The 14,453-nt window shown below is 60.2% G+C and carries 15 protein-coding genes; 6 read left to right on the top strand and 9 right to left on the bottom strand.

All coding sequences use genetic code 11. The features are described 5' to 3' along the window. Positions 1-5: 5 nt before the first annotated feature. The gene (locus Q1A34_RS09450; RefSeq protein WP_300033343.1) at positions 6-875 is read right to left on the bottom strand and encodes a branched-chain amino acid aminotransferase; all 870 of its coding nucleotides are present in this window, start codon (positions 873-875) and stop codon (positions 6-8) included. A gap of 169 nt (positions 876-1,044) precedes the next feature. On the opposite strand from Q1A34_RS09450, the gene Q1A34_RS09445 reads away from it, so the two are divergent. The 5 genes from Q1A34_RS09445 (at position 1,045) to dxs (ending at position 5,390) form a co-directional block, all read left to right on the top strand. After that, complete coding sequence (locus tag Q1A34_RS09445; RefSeq protein WP_300033342.1) at positions 1,045-1,557, top strand: MarR family transcriptional regulator; 513 nt, start codon at positions 1,045-1,047, stop codon at positions 1,555-1,557. Then, complete coding sequence (locus tag Q1A34_RS09440; RefSeq protein ID WP_300033340.1) at positions 1,554-2,255, top strand: response regulator; 702 nt, start codon at positions 1,554-1,556, stop codon at positions 2,253-2,255. Before Q1A34_RS09445 ends, Q1A34_RS09440 begins: the two co-directional genes overlap by 4 nt. An 80-nt stretch (positions 2,256-2,335) precedes the next feature. Next, entirely contained in the window at positions 2,336-2,578 is a 243-nt protein-coding gene (locus Q1A34_RS09435) for an exodeoxyribonuclease VII small subunit (protein WP_300033338.1), read from the top strand. A gap of 1 nt (position 2,579) precedes the next feature. Then, positions 2,580-3,449, top strand: a complete 870-nt coding sequence (locus Q1A34_RS09430; protein ID WP_300033336.1) for a polyprenyl synthetase family protein — start codon at positions 2,580-2,582, stop codon at positions 3,447-3,449. Positions 3,450-3,458: 9 nt separating this feature from the next. After that, positions 3,459-5,390, top strand: coding sequence for a 1-deoxy-D-xylulose-5-phosphate synthase (dxs, locus tag Q1A34_RS09425; RefSeq protein ID WP_300033335.1), 1,932 nt, complete (start codon positions 3,459-3,461; stop codon positions 5,388-5,390). 6 nt (positions 5,391-5,396) lie between these two features. On the opposite strand, the gene Q1A34_RS09420 is transcribed toward dxs, so the two are convergent. Genes Q1A34_RS09420 through Q1A34_RS09390 form a run of 7 tightly spaced genes read right to left on the bottom strand, consistent with a single transcriptional unit; the run spans position 5,397 to position 13,036 of the window. Continuing rightward, positions 5,397-6,257 (bottom strand): SDR family oxidoreductase, encoded by an 861-nt coding sequence (locus Q1A34_RS09420; RefSeq protein ID WP_300033333.1) that lies wholly within the window; start codon positions 6,255-6,257, stop codon positions 5,397-5,399. Positions 6,258-6,300: 43 nt separating this feature from the next. Then, complete coding sequence (locus Q1A34_RS09415; protein WP_300034102.1) at positions 6,301-7,080, bottom strand: carnitinyl-CoA dehydratase; 780 nt, start codon at positions 7,078-7,080, stop codon at positions 6,301-6,303. Between the two features lie 11 nt (positions 7,081-7,091). Next, positions 7,092-9,119 (bottom strand): acetate--CoA ligase family protein, encoded by a 2,028-nt coding sequence (locus tag Q1A34_RS09410; RefSeq protein ID WP_300033331.1) that lies wholly within the window; start codon positions 9,117-9,119, stop codon positions 7,092-7,094. Positions 9,120-9,173: 54 nt separating this feature from the next. Next, entirely contained in the window at positions 9,174-10,334 is a 1,161-nt protein-coding gene (locus tag Q1A34_RS09405) for an acyl-CoA dehydrogenase family protein (RefSeq protein WP_300033329.1), read from the bottom strand. Continuing rightward, complete coding sequence (locus Q1A34_RS09400; RefSeq protein WP_300033327.1) at positions 10,334-11,302, bottom strand: sterol desaturase family protein; 969 nt, start codon at positions 11,300-11,302, stop codon at positions 10,334-10,336. The genes Q1A34_RS09405 and Q1A34_RS09400 overlap by 1 nt, the downstream gene beginning before the upstream one ends. Further along, positions 11,299-12,291, bottom strand: coding sequence for a sterol desaturase family protein (locus tag Q1A34_RS09395; protein WP_300033325.1), 993 nt, complete (start codon positions 12,289-12,291; stop codon positions 11,299-11,301). The genes Q1A34_RS09400 and Q1A34_RS09395 overlap by 4 nt, the downstream gene beginning before the upstream one ends. Continuing rightward, a complete protein-coding gene (locus Q1A34_RS09390) occupies positions 12,281-13,036 on the bottom strand; it encodes a class II aldolase and adducin N-terminal domain-containing protein (protein ID WP_300033323.1) in 756 nt (251 codons plus the stop codon). The genes Q1A34_RS09395 and Q1A34_RS09390 overlap by 11 nt, the downstream gene beginning before the upstream one ends. A gap of 106 nt (positions 13,037-13,142) precedes the next feature. Between Q1A34_RS09390 and Q1A34_RS09385 the strand changes: the two genes are divergently transcribed. After that, positions 13,143-14,033, top strand: a complete 891-nt coding sequence (locus tag Q1A34_RS09385; protein ID WP_300033321.1) for a LysR substrate-binding domain-containing protein — start codon at positions 13,143-13,145, stop codon at positions 14,031-14,033. Here the strand turns inward: Q1A34_RS09385 and Q1A34_RS09380 are convergent. Beyond that, positions 14,003-14,422, bottom strand: coding sequence for a glyoxalase (locus Q1A34_RS09380; protein ID WP_300033319.1), 420 nt, complete (start codon positions 14,420-14,422; stop codon positions 14,003-14,005). The genes Q1A34_RS09385 and Q1A34_RS09380 overlap by 31 nt on opposite strands. Positions 14,423-14,453: the final 31 nt, after the last annotated feature.

Below are 14,453 nucleotides of genomic sequence, written 5' to 3'. Positions count from 1 at the left end.
CCTGTTCAGGCGCGGACGAGCTGTTCGTACCCTTCCGCGATGTCGCGTGTGAGGCTGCCAACCTCAAAGTTGTAGTCACCGATCTGGCCCACGGGTGTGACCTCAGCCGCGGTACCGGTCAGCCAGCACTGCTCAAAGCCTTCAAGCTCTTCGGGCATGATATGACGCTCGTGCACTTTGATCTGGCGGTCTTTGAGCATGCTGATGACAGTCTGGCGCGTGATCCCGTTGAGGAAACAGTCCGGGTCAGGCGTATGCACCTCTCCGTCTTTGACAAAGAAGATGTTGGCCCCGGTGGCCTCGGCGACATAGCCGCGATAATCGAACATCATCGCATCAGAGCAGCCTTTGGCCTCTGCGGCGTGCTTAGACATAGTGCAGATCATGTAGAGACCGGCGGCCTTCGCGTGGCTCGGGATTGTCTCGGGGCTGGGGCGCTTCCACTTTGAGATGTCCAGCTTTGCACCTTTCATCTTGGCGTCGCCGTAATAGGCACCCCATTCCCAGGCCGCGATCGCCAGACGGACGGGGTTGCGCGCAGACGCGACACCCATGTCCTCGCCTGCCCCACGCCAGGCGATCGCCCGGACATAAGCATCCTGCAGACCCGAAGCCGCGAGAACCTCGACCTTGGCCGCTTCAATCTCATCCACTGTCCAGGGGATCTCAAAGTCGATCATCTCGGCAGAACGCTTAAGACGTTCTGAATGCTCCCGGCTTTTAAAGATTTTGCCGTTATAGGCCCGCTCACCCTCGAAAACAGAGGAAGCATAGTGCATCGCATGGGTCAGAATGTGGACGTTCGCCTCGCGCCAGTCGATCATCTGGCCATCCATCCAGATCGTTCCGTCACGGTCGTTATATGCACCCGCCATTTCGTTTCCTTCCCGGGATTATCTCAAAGTTTTCGAATGTTGCGCAAAATACGACCGAAACGGACATAAAATTGCGCAAAACCTGCGATTCGATAGCCCTTCACACTTGGAATGTCAACAAGACTGACGTATGCTGTAACAAACCTGACAGGCAAAACGGGGATATCCTATGGCTGAGGGACAGGCACCGGCCAGCTATCGCAATGAAAACCTTCTGTTTCTGACGGACGAGCAGCTGCGGCAGGGGATCGAGGCAATGTTCTTTGCCTATCGCGGCTTCACGGCAGATCCGGATCGTATTCTGTCGGACATGGCCTATGGCCGCGCACATCACCGGGCCGTTCACTTCATCAACCGCGCCCCGGGCACAACTGTGAACAATCTGCTGAACATTCTGGGGGTCACGAAACAGTCGCTGAACCGTGTGTTGCGTACACTGATCGAGGATGGTCTTGTGGAGAGCAGGGTCGGAAAGGCTGATAAGCGCGAAAGGCATCTTTACCTGACAGAGGAGGGCCGCGCGCTTGAGCAAACTCTGTCGGACGCCCAGCGGGCCCGGATGCGCATGGCCTTTCGTGACGCAGGACCAGACGCAGTTGCGGGTTTCCGTCGTGTTCTTGAGGCGATGATGGATAAAGAAATGCGGTTCGCTTACACAAGACTGAAAGATAACACCCCATGAGCGATTTTGACGCCCACCTGCTGATCATCGATGACGATGAGCGCATCCGCACCCTGCTCCAGAAGTTCCTGATCCGGAACGGATTTCTGGTGACGTCTGCGCGCGATGCGGCCCATGCCCGCCGTATTTTGTCGGGTCTGGATTTTGATCTGATCGTAATGGATGTGATGATGCCGGGCGAGGACGGACTGGCCCTGACCCGCGCACTGCGCGAGACCAGTACGGTACCCATCCTTTTGCTCACAGCGCGCGGAGACACAGACAACAGGATCGATGGTCTCGAGGCCGGGGCAGACGATTATCTGCCCAAGCCCTTTGAGCCGAAAGAGCTGTTGTTGCGCATCAACGCCATTCTGCGCCGTATGCCCGAGGCACCGGCCAGCGAGGCAGCGCCCAAGGTGCTGACACTCGGCCCGATCCGCTATGACATGGAACGCGGTGAGATGTGGCGCGGCGAGGAACTGGTGCGTCTGACGGCGACGGAAATTCTGCTGATGAAAATCTTTTCCGGCAACTGCAACGAACCCATCAGCCGCGCCCGGCTGGTCGAAGAGCTGGGCCGCGATCGTGGTCAGGCCCAGGAGCGGGCGGTCGATGTTCAGATCACGCGCCTGCGCCGCAAGATTGAATCCGATCCCAAACAGCCCCGCTACCTTCAGACCGTACGCGGGGCCGGATATATGCTGGCACCCGAATAACAGCGGGTGCCGCGCCTGCTCTGGCGCGCGCGCGGGATACCCGGTATATGTGCGGCAGAAATCAGAACCGGAATATCACCATGTCAGAAACCCCCGTTGCAGAAATGAGTTTTGAGGAGGCGATGGCCGAACTGGAAAAAGTTCTGGGCCAGCTCGAACGCGGGGATGTAGCACTGGATGAGAGCATCGCACTTTATGAGCGCGGCGCGGCGCTGAAAGCCCGCTGCGAGACCAAGCTGAAAGAAGCCGAGGAAAAAGTGGCTGCGATTACGCTCGATGGCGACGGCCAGCCCACCGGGACAAAACCTGTCGAAGGCCTCTGACATGTTCGAGACGCGGCTGCGGGAGGCAGCCCGGGCAGTGCAGGCATCCTTTGACGGGGTGCTCAGTACGTTTCAGCCTCTGCCGGTGGTGGCGGCCATGGCCCATGCCACCCATGGCGGCAAAAGACTGCGCGGCTTTCTGGTGATGGAAAGCGCGCGTCTGCACGACATCCCGACCAAACAGGCAATCTGGCCTGCGACGGCAATCGAGGCTCTGCACGCCTACAGTCTGGTGCATGACGACCTTCCTTGCATGGACGATGACGACCTGCGGCGCGGGCAGCCGACCATTCACAAAAAATGGGACGAGGCCACAGCGGTCCTTGCCGGTGATGCGCTGCAGACCCTCGCCTTTGAACTGGTCAGCCGGCCAGACTGCAGCCCGGATGCCGCTGTCAGGGCAGAGCTTGCGCTGACACTGGCACGGGCGAGCGGCGCGCAGGGCATGGTACTGGGTCAGGCGCTCGATATCGCCGCAGAGACACGGGAAACATCGCTGGATCTCGACGAGATTACAGCGCTTCAACAAGGAAAGACCGGCGCGCTGATTGAATGGTCGGCCATGGCCGGGGCGCGCATGGCACAGGCTGATACGGGCCCGCTGAGCCGTTATGCCCGTGCTCTGGGCCTCGCCTTCCAGATTGCAGATGATCTGCTGGACATTACAGGCGATACCGCAACGGTCGGCAAGGCCGTGGGCAAAGATGCGGACGCCGGAAAGGCGACGTTTGTTTCGCTTCTCGGCATCGACGGCGCGCGGGCGCGGGCCGATGCGCTGGTGGAGGAAGCCTGCGACAGCCTGGCAGCTTACGCCGGGGGCGCAGAAGCCCTAAGAGAGGCTGCCCGCTTTGTTGTGACGCGGACGCACTGAGGAAAACAGATGACAGCCGAAAAACCGACAACCCCGCTGCTCGATCAGATTTCCCGCCCGGCAGACCTGAAAGGTCTCAGTGACCGCGCGCTGCGTCAGCTTGCCGACGAGTTGCGGTCGGAAACGATTTCCGCTGTTTCGGTGACTGGCGGACATCTGGGTGCGGGTCTCGGCGTTGTTGAGCTGACAGTGGCGCTGCACGCGGTTTTTGACACGCCGCGTGACAAGGTGATCTGGGACGTCGGCCACCAGTGTTATCCGCACAAGATACTGACCGAACGCCGCGACCGCATCCGCACGCTGCGCATGATGGATGGGCTGAGCGGATTTACCAAGCGCAGCGAAAGCCCCTATGATCCCTTTGGTGCTGCACACAGCTCTACCTCCATCTCCGCGGCCCTGGGCTTTGCCGTGGCGCGTGATCTGGGCGGTAACACACCCGAGGGTCTGGGCGATGCCATTGCGGTAATCGGTGACGGCTCGATGAGCGCGGGCATGGCCTATGAGGCAATGAATAACGCGGGCCATCTGAAAAAGCGCCTGATCGTTATTCTGAACGACAACGAGATGTCCATCGCGCCCCCTGTCGGCGCTATGTCCTCCTATCTCAGCCGCCTCTACACCGAAGAACCATTTCAGGATTTCAAAGCAGCGGCAAAGGGAGCCGTCAGCCTGTTGCCTGAACCTTTCCGTGAAGGTGCGCGACGTGCCAGGGACGTTCTCAAGGGCATGGCCATGGGCGGCACGCTTTTTGAACAGCTCGGGTTTTCCTATATCGGTCCGATTGACGGACATGACATGGACCAGCTGCTGCCGGTTTTGCGCACCGTCAAAGCGCGCGCAACAGGTCCCATTTTGATCCATGTGCTGACCAAAAAGGGCAAGGGCTACGCACCGGCAGAGACCGCCCGCGACAAAGGGCATGCGACCGCCAAATTCGATGTGGTGACCGGGGAGCAGAAAAAAGCGCCCTCAAACGCACCCAGCTATACAAAGGTTTTTGCGGAAAGCCTGCTGCAGGAAGCCGCCGCAGACGACAAAATCTGCGCTGTGACTGCCGCAATGCCGGATGGAACCGGCCTGAACCTTTTTGCCGAACGCTATCCCAGCCGGTGCTTTGACGTGGGCATCGCCGAGCAGCACGGTGTGACTTTCTCGGCCGCTCTCGCGGCGGGTGGCATGAAGCCTTTCTGTGCGATGTATTCTACATTCCTGCAACGCGGCTATGACCAGGTGGTGCATGATGTTGCGATCCAGCGCCTGCCTGTGCGCTTTGCCATCGACCGCGCCGGTCTGGTGGGCGCGGACGGCGCAACACATGCCGGGTCTTTTGATATCGGATACCTGAGCAACCTGCCTGGTTTCGTTGTAATGGCCGCTGCGGATGAGGCAGAGTTGAAACATATGGTGGCAACGGCTGCCGCTCATGGCGACGGGCCGATTGCGTTCCGCTTTCCGCGGGGAGAAGGCAACGGCGTTGAGATGCCGGAGCGTGGGGAGGTTCTGGAGATCGGCAAAGGCCGGATCATCACCAAAGGATCACGTGTGGCGCTGCTGTCTTTCGGCACGCGGCTGGCGGAAACTGAAAAGGCCGCCGAGGGTCTGCGCGCGCGCGGCATCACACCAACCATTGCGGATGCACGGTTTGCCAAACCGCTTGACCGTGCTCTGATCCTGCAGCTGGCTGCGGACCACGAAGCGCTGATTACCATTGAGGAAGGTGCCGTGGGCGGCTTCGGCAGTCACGTCGCACAGCTTCTGGCAGAGGAAGGTGTGTTTGATACCGGGCTGAAGTACCGCTCGATGGTGCTGCCCGATACGTTCATCGATCAGGCAAGTCCTGCGGATATGTATGCCGTTGCCGGCATGAATGCGGCAGATATCGAGAGTAGGGTTCTGGCAGTTCTGGGCATTGCCCAGATCGGCGAAGCCCGCGCCTGAGTTCGCTCAGGTCCCTTTCTCCTGCGCCAGCATGGCCTGCAGACCGGCCCGGTAGTCCGGATAGGCCAGCGTGACACCCAGCTCCTTCAGGATCAGGTCGTTGCGGACCTTTTTGCTTTCGGCATAAAAACTGCGCGCCATCGGCGTCATATCAGCCTCTTCAAAACGGATCGCGGGCGGCAGCGGCACACCCAGTAACTCAGCCGCATAGCTCAGAACATCCTGGGGTGGCGCCGGATCGTTGTCACAGACGTTATAAACCGCACCCGGTCTTGGCTGTTGCATCGACGCCAGCAACACCGCCGCAATATCCTTCACATGGATGCGTGAAAACACCTGGTCTTTTTTGATAATCCGCCGGGCCGTCCCGTTGCGCACTTTGGCAAATGGCCCGCGTCCGGGCCCATAGATGCCAGCCAGGCGAAAGATATGCAGCGGCAGCCCGGGGATCGCCGCCCACGCGGCTTCGGCCTCTACCCGCGCCTGGCCACGTTTTGTGGCAGGGGTCAGTGGCGCGGTTTCGTCCACCCATGCGCCCTTGTGATCCCCGTAGACGCCGGTGGTCGACAGGTACCCGACCCACTCAAAACCTGTTGCGGCGGCTTCAATCTGCGCCCGGCATTCTGCCAGAACCGGGTCACCTTCAGAGCCTGGACCTGCCGAGATCAGAAGAGCATCCGCCTCCTGCAGAAAGGGCGTCAGATCACAGCCCGGCCAGATCAGCGGTTCGACGCCTGTCCCGGCAATATCTTGTGCCTTGTCTTCTGAACGGGTTGTTCCAATGACGCGCCAGCCTTGCGGCACCAGCAGGGCGGCGAGGGCACGGGCGCTGAAGCCATGGCCAAGGGACAGGAGAGTTTTGCTCATGCGCTGAAAGTGGCCTCAGGTGCGGACGGGCGCAAGACCCTGTTCAGCGACCTTTCCAGACCGGGTCCCGTTTTTCGGCAAAGGCACGCGCGCCCTCCAACTGGTCTTCAGACGCATAAAGCCGGTCAACTGTCTCCAGCTGGCGCCCGGTGATCCGGTTCATTGCGTCCTGAAATTTGGAATCCTCGGCATCCCGCACGATCTCCTTGATCGCCGCGTAAACCAGCGGTGGCCCTGAGGCGAGCAGATCCGCCAGCGCCCGCGCCCGTGTCATCAGGTCTGCGGCCGGGACAATTTCATTGATCAGCCCCCAGTGTTTGGCCTCTGCTGCATCAAACCAGCGGCCGGTCAGCAGCAGCTCCATCGCAATGTGATATGGAATGCGCTTGGGCAGTTTGACCGAAGCCGCATCCGCGACCGTGCCAGAGCGGATTTCCGGCAGCGCAAACTGCGCATGATCGGCAGCAATGATCATATCCGCACTCAGCGCCAGCTCCAGCCCGCCGCCACAGGCGATCCCGTTCACGGCAGCGATGACCGGTTTGTTCATGCCGCGCAGTTCCTGCAACCCGCCAAACCCACCGACGCCATAGTCGCCATCCACCGCATCACCATCCGCCGCAGCTTTAAGATCCCATCCCGGGCAGAAAAACTTGTCGCCTCCACCCGTAACGATCGCAACACGCAGGTCAGGATCATCGCGGAAAGCAGCAAAGACCTCGCCCATGCGCCGGGAGGTTTGCAGATCAATTGCATTGGCTTTCGGTCTGTCGAGGGTGGCTTCGAAAACCGCCCCGCGCGTGACTGTTTTTATCGGGTCCATCGTCTTTCCTGTCATTCAGTTTCCGGCGCAAGAGACATCAGCGCATCGGCTGCGACTGCAGCGTCGGGGGTGCAGATCATCGGGTTAATCTCAACTTCGCTGATCCTGTCGGCCAGCGCAATCACACAGTCCTGCAGGGACAGCACGGCTGCGATGATGGCATCGACATCCGCCGCAGCTTTTCCGCGATACCCGGTCAGCAGTGGCCAGCAGCGCAGTTTCTGCAATGCCCCGTTGATCTGGGCAGACGACACAGGAAGCAGCAGCGATGTCCGGTCCTGCCACAGCTCTGTCAGAACCCCGCCTGCAGCAAGGGTCAACAAAAATCCATGCGCCTCATCCCGCGTGACACCGACAAGAAGCTCGGCCACGCCACCCTGCACCATTTCCTCGATCAGCAAAGAACCGTCCGGCATTTCGGATGCCGCGCACGCCAGGTCCGCATGTGCCAACCCAAGCACGACCCCGCCGGTATCGGACTTATGCGCAACACCTGTCGATTTCAGCACAAGCGGCGCGGTCAGGCCGCCCGCAACCACAGCCGGATTTTCCCCTGCATCACACCGCACGCCGCGCGGCACCTGCATCCCATAACCCGCCAGCAGCGATTTTGCCTCTGGCTCGGTCAACACGGCACTGTCACGCGCCGCGCCCGGTTGCAGGGGCGGTCGGTCCTGTGGCGCACCGCAGGCCGACGCAGCCTCGGCTGCATGCACCGCTTCGGTCAGACCGGACATCGCAATAACCCCGCCCGCCATCAGCTCTGCCGCCACATCCTCCGGCATGAGCTCGGGCAGTGTCGCAACAACAGCCACCGGACAATGTCCCGCCTTCTGCACCATCAGCGCGGCTTCTGTGGCACTGCACCAGTCTGTGGCATCTGTGTGCGGATAATCCACAATGATCATCAGCAGACCGATATGCCCGGCTGCCATCGGCAACCAGGCGCGCGCCATCCGATCAGCATCGCCCCAGATATAGGTGTGATAGTCCAGCGGATTGGACAGCGCCACCATCGGTCCCAGCGCCTCGGACAATGCCGCTTTCTGATCTGGTTGCAGCGCAGGAAAGGAAACCGCGCGCCCCTCAGCGGTATCCCCCATCAGGCTGGCTTCCCCGCCAGAGCAACTGATCGAGGACAGGCTGGATGACCGCAAAGGCCCCGCGCAATGCAATACCTTCAGCGTCTCCAGAAACGTGGGCAGGTCACGCACCCGTGGGATTCCAAGCCGCTCCAACAAAGCCGCCGCCCCCGCATCACTGCCCGCAAGCGAAGCGGTATGCGAGACAGTCGCCGCCCGGGCCTGCTCTGAAGCGCCCGCTTTCAGCGCAACCAATGGCACACCCTTCTCCTGCGCACGCAGAGCAACAGTGTGCCAGGCTTCCGTATTTCCAAATCCCTCTACATGCAGTCCTATCGCGGTGATCCGGGGATCTTCCAGCAATGCCAGCGCAATATCTGCCTGACTGGTCTGCGCCATATTTCCGCAGGTCACGATCATACCCAGTGGCAAAGCCCGTTTTTGCATCGTCAGATTGATGGCGATGTTTGAGCTTTGGGTCAGGATGGCGACACCGCGGTCACAGAGCTGGCACCCGTGCTGATCCGGCCAGAGCAGCACTCCGTCCAGAGCATTCACAAACCCATAACAGTTCGGACCCAGCAACGGCATATCGCCGGCGGCGGCAACCAGTTGCCCTTGCAGATCACCGGCACCGGCATCCTCTGCCACAGCCTCCGAAAACCCGGAGGCAAAACACACAGCACCCCCCGCACCCATACGCGACAGGGCCGCCACACTCTCAACTGTCAGGTGCCGGTTTACCCCGACAAACGCAGCATCCGGCACACCGGGCAAAGCGTCCAGATCAGCAAAGGCCGCAATACCCTCAACAGGTGCCGGGTCGGGATGCACCCGCCAGATATCTCCTGAAAACCCCATGCGCTGCAGTTGCCGCACCACCTGGCGACACCAGGCACCGCCGCCGATCACTACAACAGAAACTGGCCGCAGCAGCCGCGAAAGATCACGCGCCATCAGCAGCCCGCTTCTTTCTTCTGGCCCGAAATATCCTCGCCGAAGGCATAAAATCTAAGCTCCCAGCGCCCGCAAAAGGTCCCGGCTGATGATGTGGCGCTGTATCTCCGAGGTACCGTCCCAGATCCGCTCGACCCGTGCATCGCGCCAGAACCGCTCCAGCGGATAGTCATCCATCAGACCCATACCCCCATGCACCTGGATCGCCGCATCCGTGACCCGTGCCAGCATCTCAGAGGCATAGAGTTTCGCACTCGCAATCTCCCGGTTTGCTGGCAGTTCTTTGTCCAGCCGGTCGGCAGAGGCCAGCGTCAGCAGGTCTGCCGCATCAATCTCGGTGATCATGTCGGCCAGCTGAAAACTCACGCCCTGGAATTTCCCGATCTTCTGGCCAAACTGTTCGCGTTCAGCTGCGTAATTCAGCGCATAGTCAAACACGCGCCGTGCCCGGCCCACCGACATGGCGGCAACGGTGATGCGTGTGGCATAGAGCCATGTGTTCATCACCTCAAACCCGCCATCAACCGCGCCCAGAACCTGGGCATCCGGCAGGCGGCAGTCGTCGAAATCGAGGATCATGTTTTTATAACCGCGGTGGCTGACAGACTTGTACCCGTCCCGGATCGTGAATCCGGGCGTGCCCCGATCAACCAGAAAGGCGGTGATCCGTTTTTTGGGCCCCTTTGGTGTCTGATCCTCGCCGGTCGCAATAAACACAATGATAAAATCGGCATGCTCCGCGCCGGAAATGAAATGCTTGGTGCCATTCACGACCCAGTCGCCGCCATCACGCACGGCCGCACATCTCATACCCCGCACGTCCGATCCTGCCCCGGGCTCCGTCATCGCCAGCGCATCCATGCGCTCTCCGCGCACGGCAGGCATCAGATAGCGCTCCACCTGGTCGCCCTCGCAGGCCATCAGGATATTCTGCGGCCGGCCAAAGAAATGGTTCAGCGCCATGGAGCCACGGCCAAGCTCACGCTCAACAATGGCAAACTCAAGGTGGTTCAGGCCCGCACAGCCCACACTTTCGGGAAAATTGCAGGCATAAAAACCGAGGTCGATGGTCTTTTGCTTAATGTCCTGCGCGATCTCTGCGGGCACTTCGCCGGTCCGTTCAACCAGTTCCTCATGCGGATAGATCTCGTTTTCAACAAAGCTGCGGACGGTCTCCGCAATCATCTGATGTTCATCAGAAAGCCCGTAGTGCATTATCTTTTCCTTGCCTGCAGACGCGCCTTCATGGCCGCTTTTCCTGCGTCAGTACCGTCGTGAAAAGAGCCAAATAGCTTGTCCCAGGGCACATCCAGATTGCCGTAGTTCACCTCAAAATACCGGTGGTGCAGCTGGTGGTGAAAGTTCCCCAGATGCATGCGCTTTTTGTTCCGAAAGAGCAGCCCCTCGAACCCTGTGTGCGAGGTGATCGCGAGCAACCCGTAAAACATCAGATGAAAAATCAGATGCGCGGGGTGCGTGGGCAGCACCAGATGGATAATCACCGTGCCGAAATAGAACAGATGCTCGACCGGGTGCATCGACAGCCCCGACCAGGGTCCGATGTCCGTGTTGCGGTGGTGCAGCGCGTGAAAGCGGTAAAACAGATCCGTGTGCAGCAGCCGGTGGATCCAGTAAAAGTAAAAACTCTCCCAGATTGGGATCAGAAAGAAAAAGGCGACAAACCAGACCGGGTTTGCGGCAAAGCTGGTTGATGGCACGACCCCATTGGCCAGGCCCCACCAGATCAGCGCCTCCAGTACCGACCAGACGGTGACGCCCGAGGCCAGCGTCCAGATCATGTTGTCCTTTACCTGGTCGTTCAGCGTGAACATCCGGCCCTTGCGCGGAAAGGGGCGCGGATCGTATTTCAGCTCTTCGCCCTGCACGGCATAGCGGTGAAACCACAGATGCAGTGTTCCGGCCACGACCGAGACGATCACAAAATTCCGCACCCAGATCAGTGCGATCCACCCGGGCGCCACGCGGGCGGTCTGTTCCAGCGTCGGGCTGGCCACCTGCCAGGTTGCAAAGGCCAGGCCCAGGATTGCCATGTTGATAGTCAGGAAAAACCAGCTGTCCGTATACCATTTCAGCGCGGCCAGCGGTTTCGGCGGCCATTGCCAGAGGGGCGAGACCTCGATCGCGCCATCGGGGCGGTGGTTCCATTCCTGTCGGGTGCTCATGTGTACATCTGCTTTTTGCGCGCGCGGGTCTCGGCGGTGGCCCGTTCAGACCCATCATGAAAAGACCCGAACCACCTGTCCCAGGGCATTTCAACGGTGCCGTAGTTGCATTCAAAATAACGGTGATGCAGCTGGTGGAAAAAATCGCCCATCTTTGCCCGCTCACGATCCCGGACGACCAGCTGGTCAAAGCCCGAATGGGAAAACACAGGGTGCACCGACTGCATGTAGCCATGAAACAGTACGTGTATCGGATGGCTTGGCACCACCAGATGGATCAAAAAGTTGGTATAGAACAGCAGGTGCTCAACAGGGTGCATCGAAATCCCCGACCAGGGCCCGACATTGACGTTCCGGTGATGCAGCGCGTGCGCGATTTTGTACAGCGCTGGTACATGCAGCAGACGGTGCACCCAATAGAAATGAAAGCTCGACCAGATCACCAGAAACGGGAACATCAGCACAAACCAGACCGGGTTTTCCGGAAACAGAAAGGCCGGGGCCCAGCCGTTGGCCATGGCCCAGAACACCAGCCACTGGGCAATCGTCCACTGCGTCACGCCGCTGGCGAGCGACCAGAACATATTGTCTGCCACCTGGTTGCGGAAGGTAAAGGTGCCATTGTCCCGCGCCAGATCCCGCGGGTCATATTTTGTGCGCTTGTCTTGTGCGCGCCAGTGATAGAGCCACATATGCAGTCCGCCGGCGCAAATCAGCATCGGCAGCAGGTTGGCCAGCCAGACCCGGACCATCCAGCCCGGCGCGAATGTCTGCATCTCGCTCAGCGCGGGCAGCAGGGCAAACCAGATCGCGACAGATATGATCACGGTGACCGTCGTCGTGGATATCGCCAGCCAGTAGGCGGCATACCATTTCACAACAGCGCGCGGGTTGGGCGGCCAGGCAAAAAGCGGGTTGTTCGCGACAGCCCGGCCCGGATGGTAATGCCAGCGCGCCGCCTCGCCGCCCGCATCGAAGTCAGCTGGCATAGGGGGAGCCTTCTTCGTCCAGGATCGCCTTGAGCTCTGCCAGATGGCGGATGTCCTGTTCGGGGTACTGCTCGATCTCGCGCGCGGTTTTCTCGGCAACATCATCGGGCAGGACACGCAGGGGTTTGCCGGTCTGCAGTGCCAGGATGTATGTCTGGCAGGCGCGTTCGAAATAGAACATCCGGTTGAACGTCTCGGCCACCGTATCGCCGATGATCATGATGCCGTGGTTGCCCATGACCATGACCTTCTTTTTCGGGTCATCAAACAGCTGCGCACAGCGCGCGCCCTCTTCCTCGAACGCCAGACCGCCATAGTTCTCGTCGACGACGACACGGTCAAAAAACATCGCGCCATTCTGATCCACCGGCGGCAGGCGGCTGTCGGCCAGCGAGGCAAGTGCTGTGGCATAAGGCGAATGCACATGCATCGCACAGCGCGCATGCGGGCAATGACGGTGCAGCCCCCCGTGCAGCCCCCATGCGGTCGGGTCCGGTGCATCCGGCCCTTCCAGGGTTTCGGGATCATTGGCATCGACCACGATCAGGTCGCTGGCCTTGATCCGCGAGAAATGCATCTGATTGGGGTTCATCAAAAACTTTGTGCTGTCGTCATTAACTGCCAGACTGAAATGGTTCGCTACAGCCTCGTGCATGTTCAGCCGCACGGTCCAGCGAAAGGCCGCAGCCAGATCGACCCGTTCCTGCCAGTTTTCTATATTCGGGCGCATTTCAGTGACGGACATGCCGGTTCCTCCATTCAGACGCCTTTATCTCACCATGGGCCCGGGCTGCTTGACCAACGAAAAAAATACAGGCTATGCATTAGCTGAACTTATGTATGAGTTATGAATGTCCGACCTGCCCCCTCTGAACTGGCTGCGCGCCTTTGAGGCCTCGGCCCGCAACCTGAGCTTTACGGGCGCGGCGCGGGACCTGAACATGACGCAAAGCGCGGTCAGCCAGCAGATCAAATCGCTCGAGGCGTTTCTGGGACGGCCGCTCTTTCACCGGCGGGTCAGGGCGCTGGAACTGACACAGACCGGGCTCAGTTATCTGCCTGTTGTGCGCGATGCCTTCCGCACCCTGGCGCATGGTACCCGCGCCCTGACGCGCAACGAAAACGATGTCCTGAACATCCAGTGCAATCTGACATTCGCGATCCACTGGCTGGCCCCGCGCCTGTCTGCCTTTCGCCAGTTGCACCCCGACGTGCAGCTGAACATCACCACAGAACTCTGGGAGCCGCGCGACAGTGTCGAGGGCGCGGATGTGGAGATCAGATATTCCCTGCGCCCGTCAGACCGCGTCTATGCCGAACTGCTGGCGACGGATCACTATTTCCCGGTCTGCGCGCCTGGATATGCGGTCACCCTCGCAGATCTCGCCCGGCATCCGCTATATGACTGTTCGAACATGATGGGCACCTGGACCGTCTGGGCCGAAGAGCAGGGCCTGCCCTGGCCCGACCCGCCGGTGACCTATGCAACCACCTATTCCGTTGCGCTGTCCGTAGCGATGAGCGGCGGGGGCCTGGCCCTGGCGCATGACGCAATTGCGCGCGGGCTGATCGGCCAGGGCCATCTGGTTGCACCCTTTGCCCACCGTTCGGTGATGCAGGAGGCCTATTTTCTGATCCAGAGCCCCCGCGCGCAGGACATGCCCGCAGCCCGGGTTTTCACCGACTGGCTGCGGGCCGAGGTAACCGCGTTTTACAGGGGCCGGCTGGGCACCCAGGCGTAACCGTCGTTGCACAGGATATAGCATTCGCGCAGCCCGTGCGGCTTGTCCGTCGGCCTTTGCAGCACCATGAACCCCAGGGCCTCTGCCCGGCCTGCGGCTCTGTCCGGATCCGCGTCATAGAGCCTGATTTCGACACCCGCCCCACGCGGTGGATTCTCGGGCAGAATGCTCAGCAGGGGATTGGCTGCATATGTGCCATCACTGTGGAGCTGAAACACATCAGCGCCGATCGTGATGATCGCAAAATCATCGCTCAGCCGGTGAACACCCACGTCAAAGACCGCTTCCAGAAAAGCACTGGTGGCCCGCACGTCGCGCACCAGAAGGTTCAGCCCGATACCGCGCAGAGACTTGCCGAAATCCTCTGCTGAAACCGTTTCATAGTCCATTGCGCATGTGCTCCCGCTTGAACATTGTCAG

It is taken from the genome of uncultured Roseobacter sp. (assembly GCF_947491795.1).
Classification (GTDB): domain Bacteria; phylum Pseudomonadota; class Alphaproteobacteria; order Rhodobacterales; family Rhodobacteraceae; genus Roseobacter.
The sequence above is the reverse complement of the archived record's forward strand: the minus strand, read 5'-3'. Positions and strand labels throughout refer to the sequence as shown.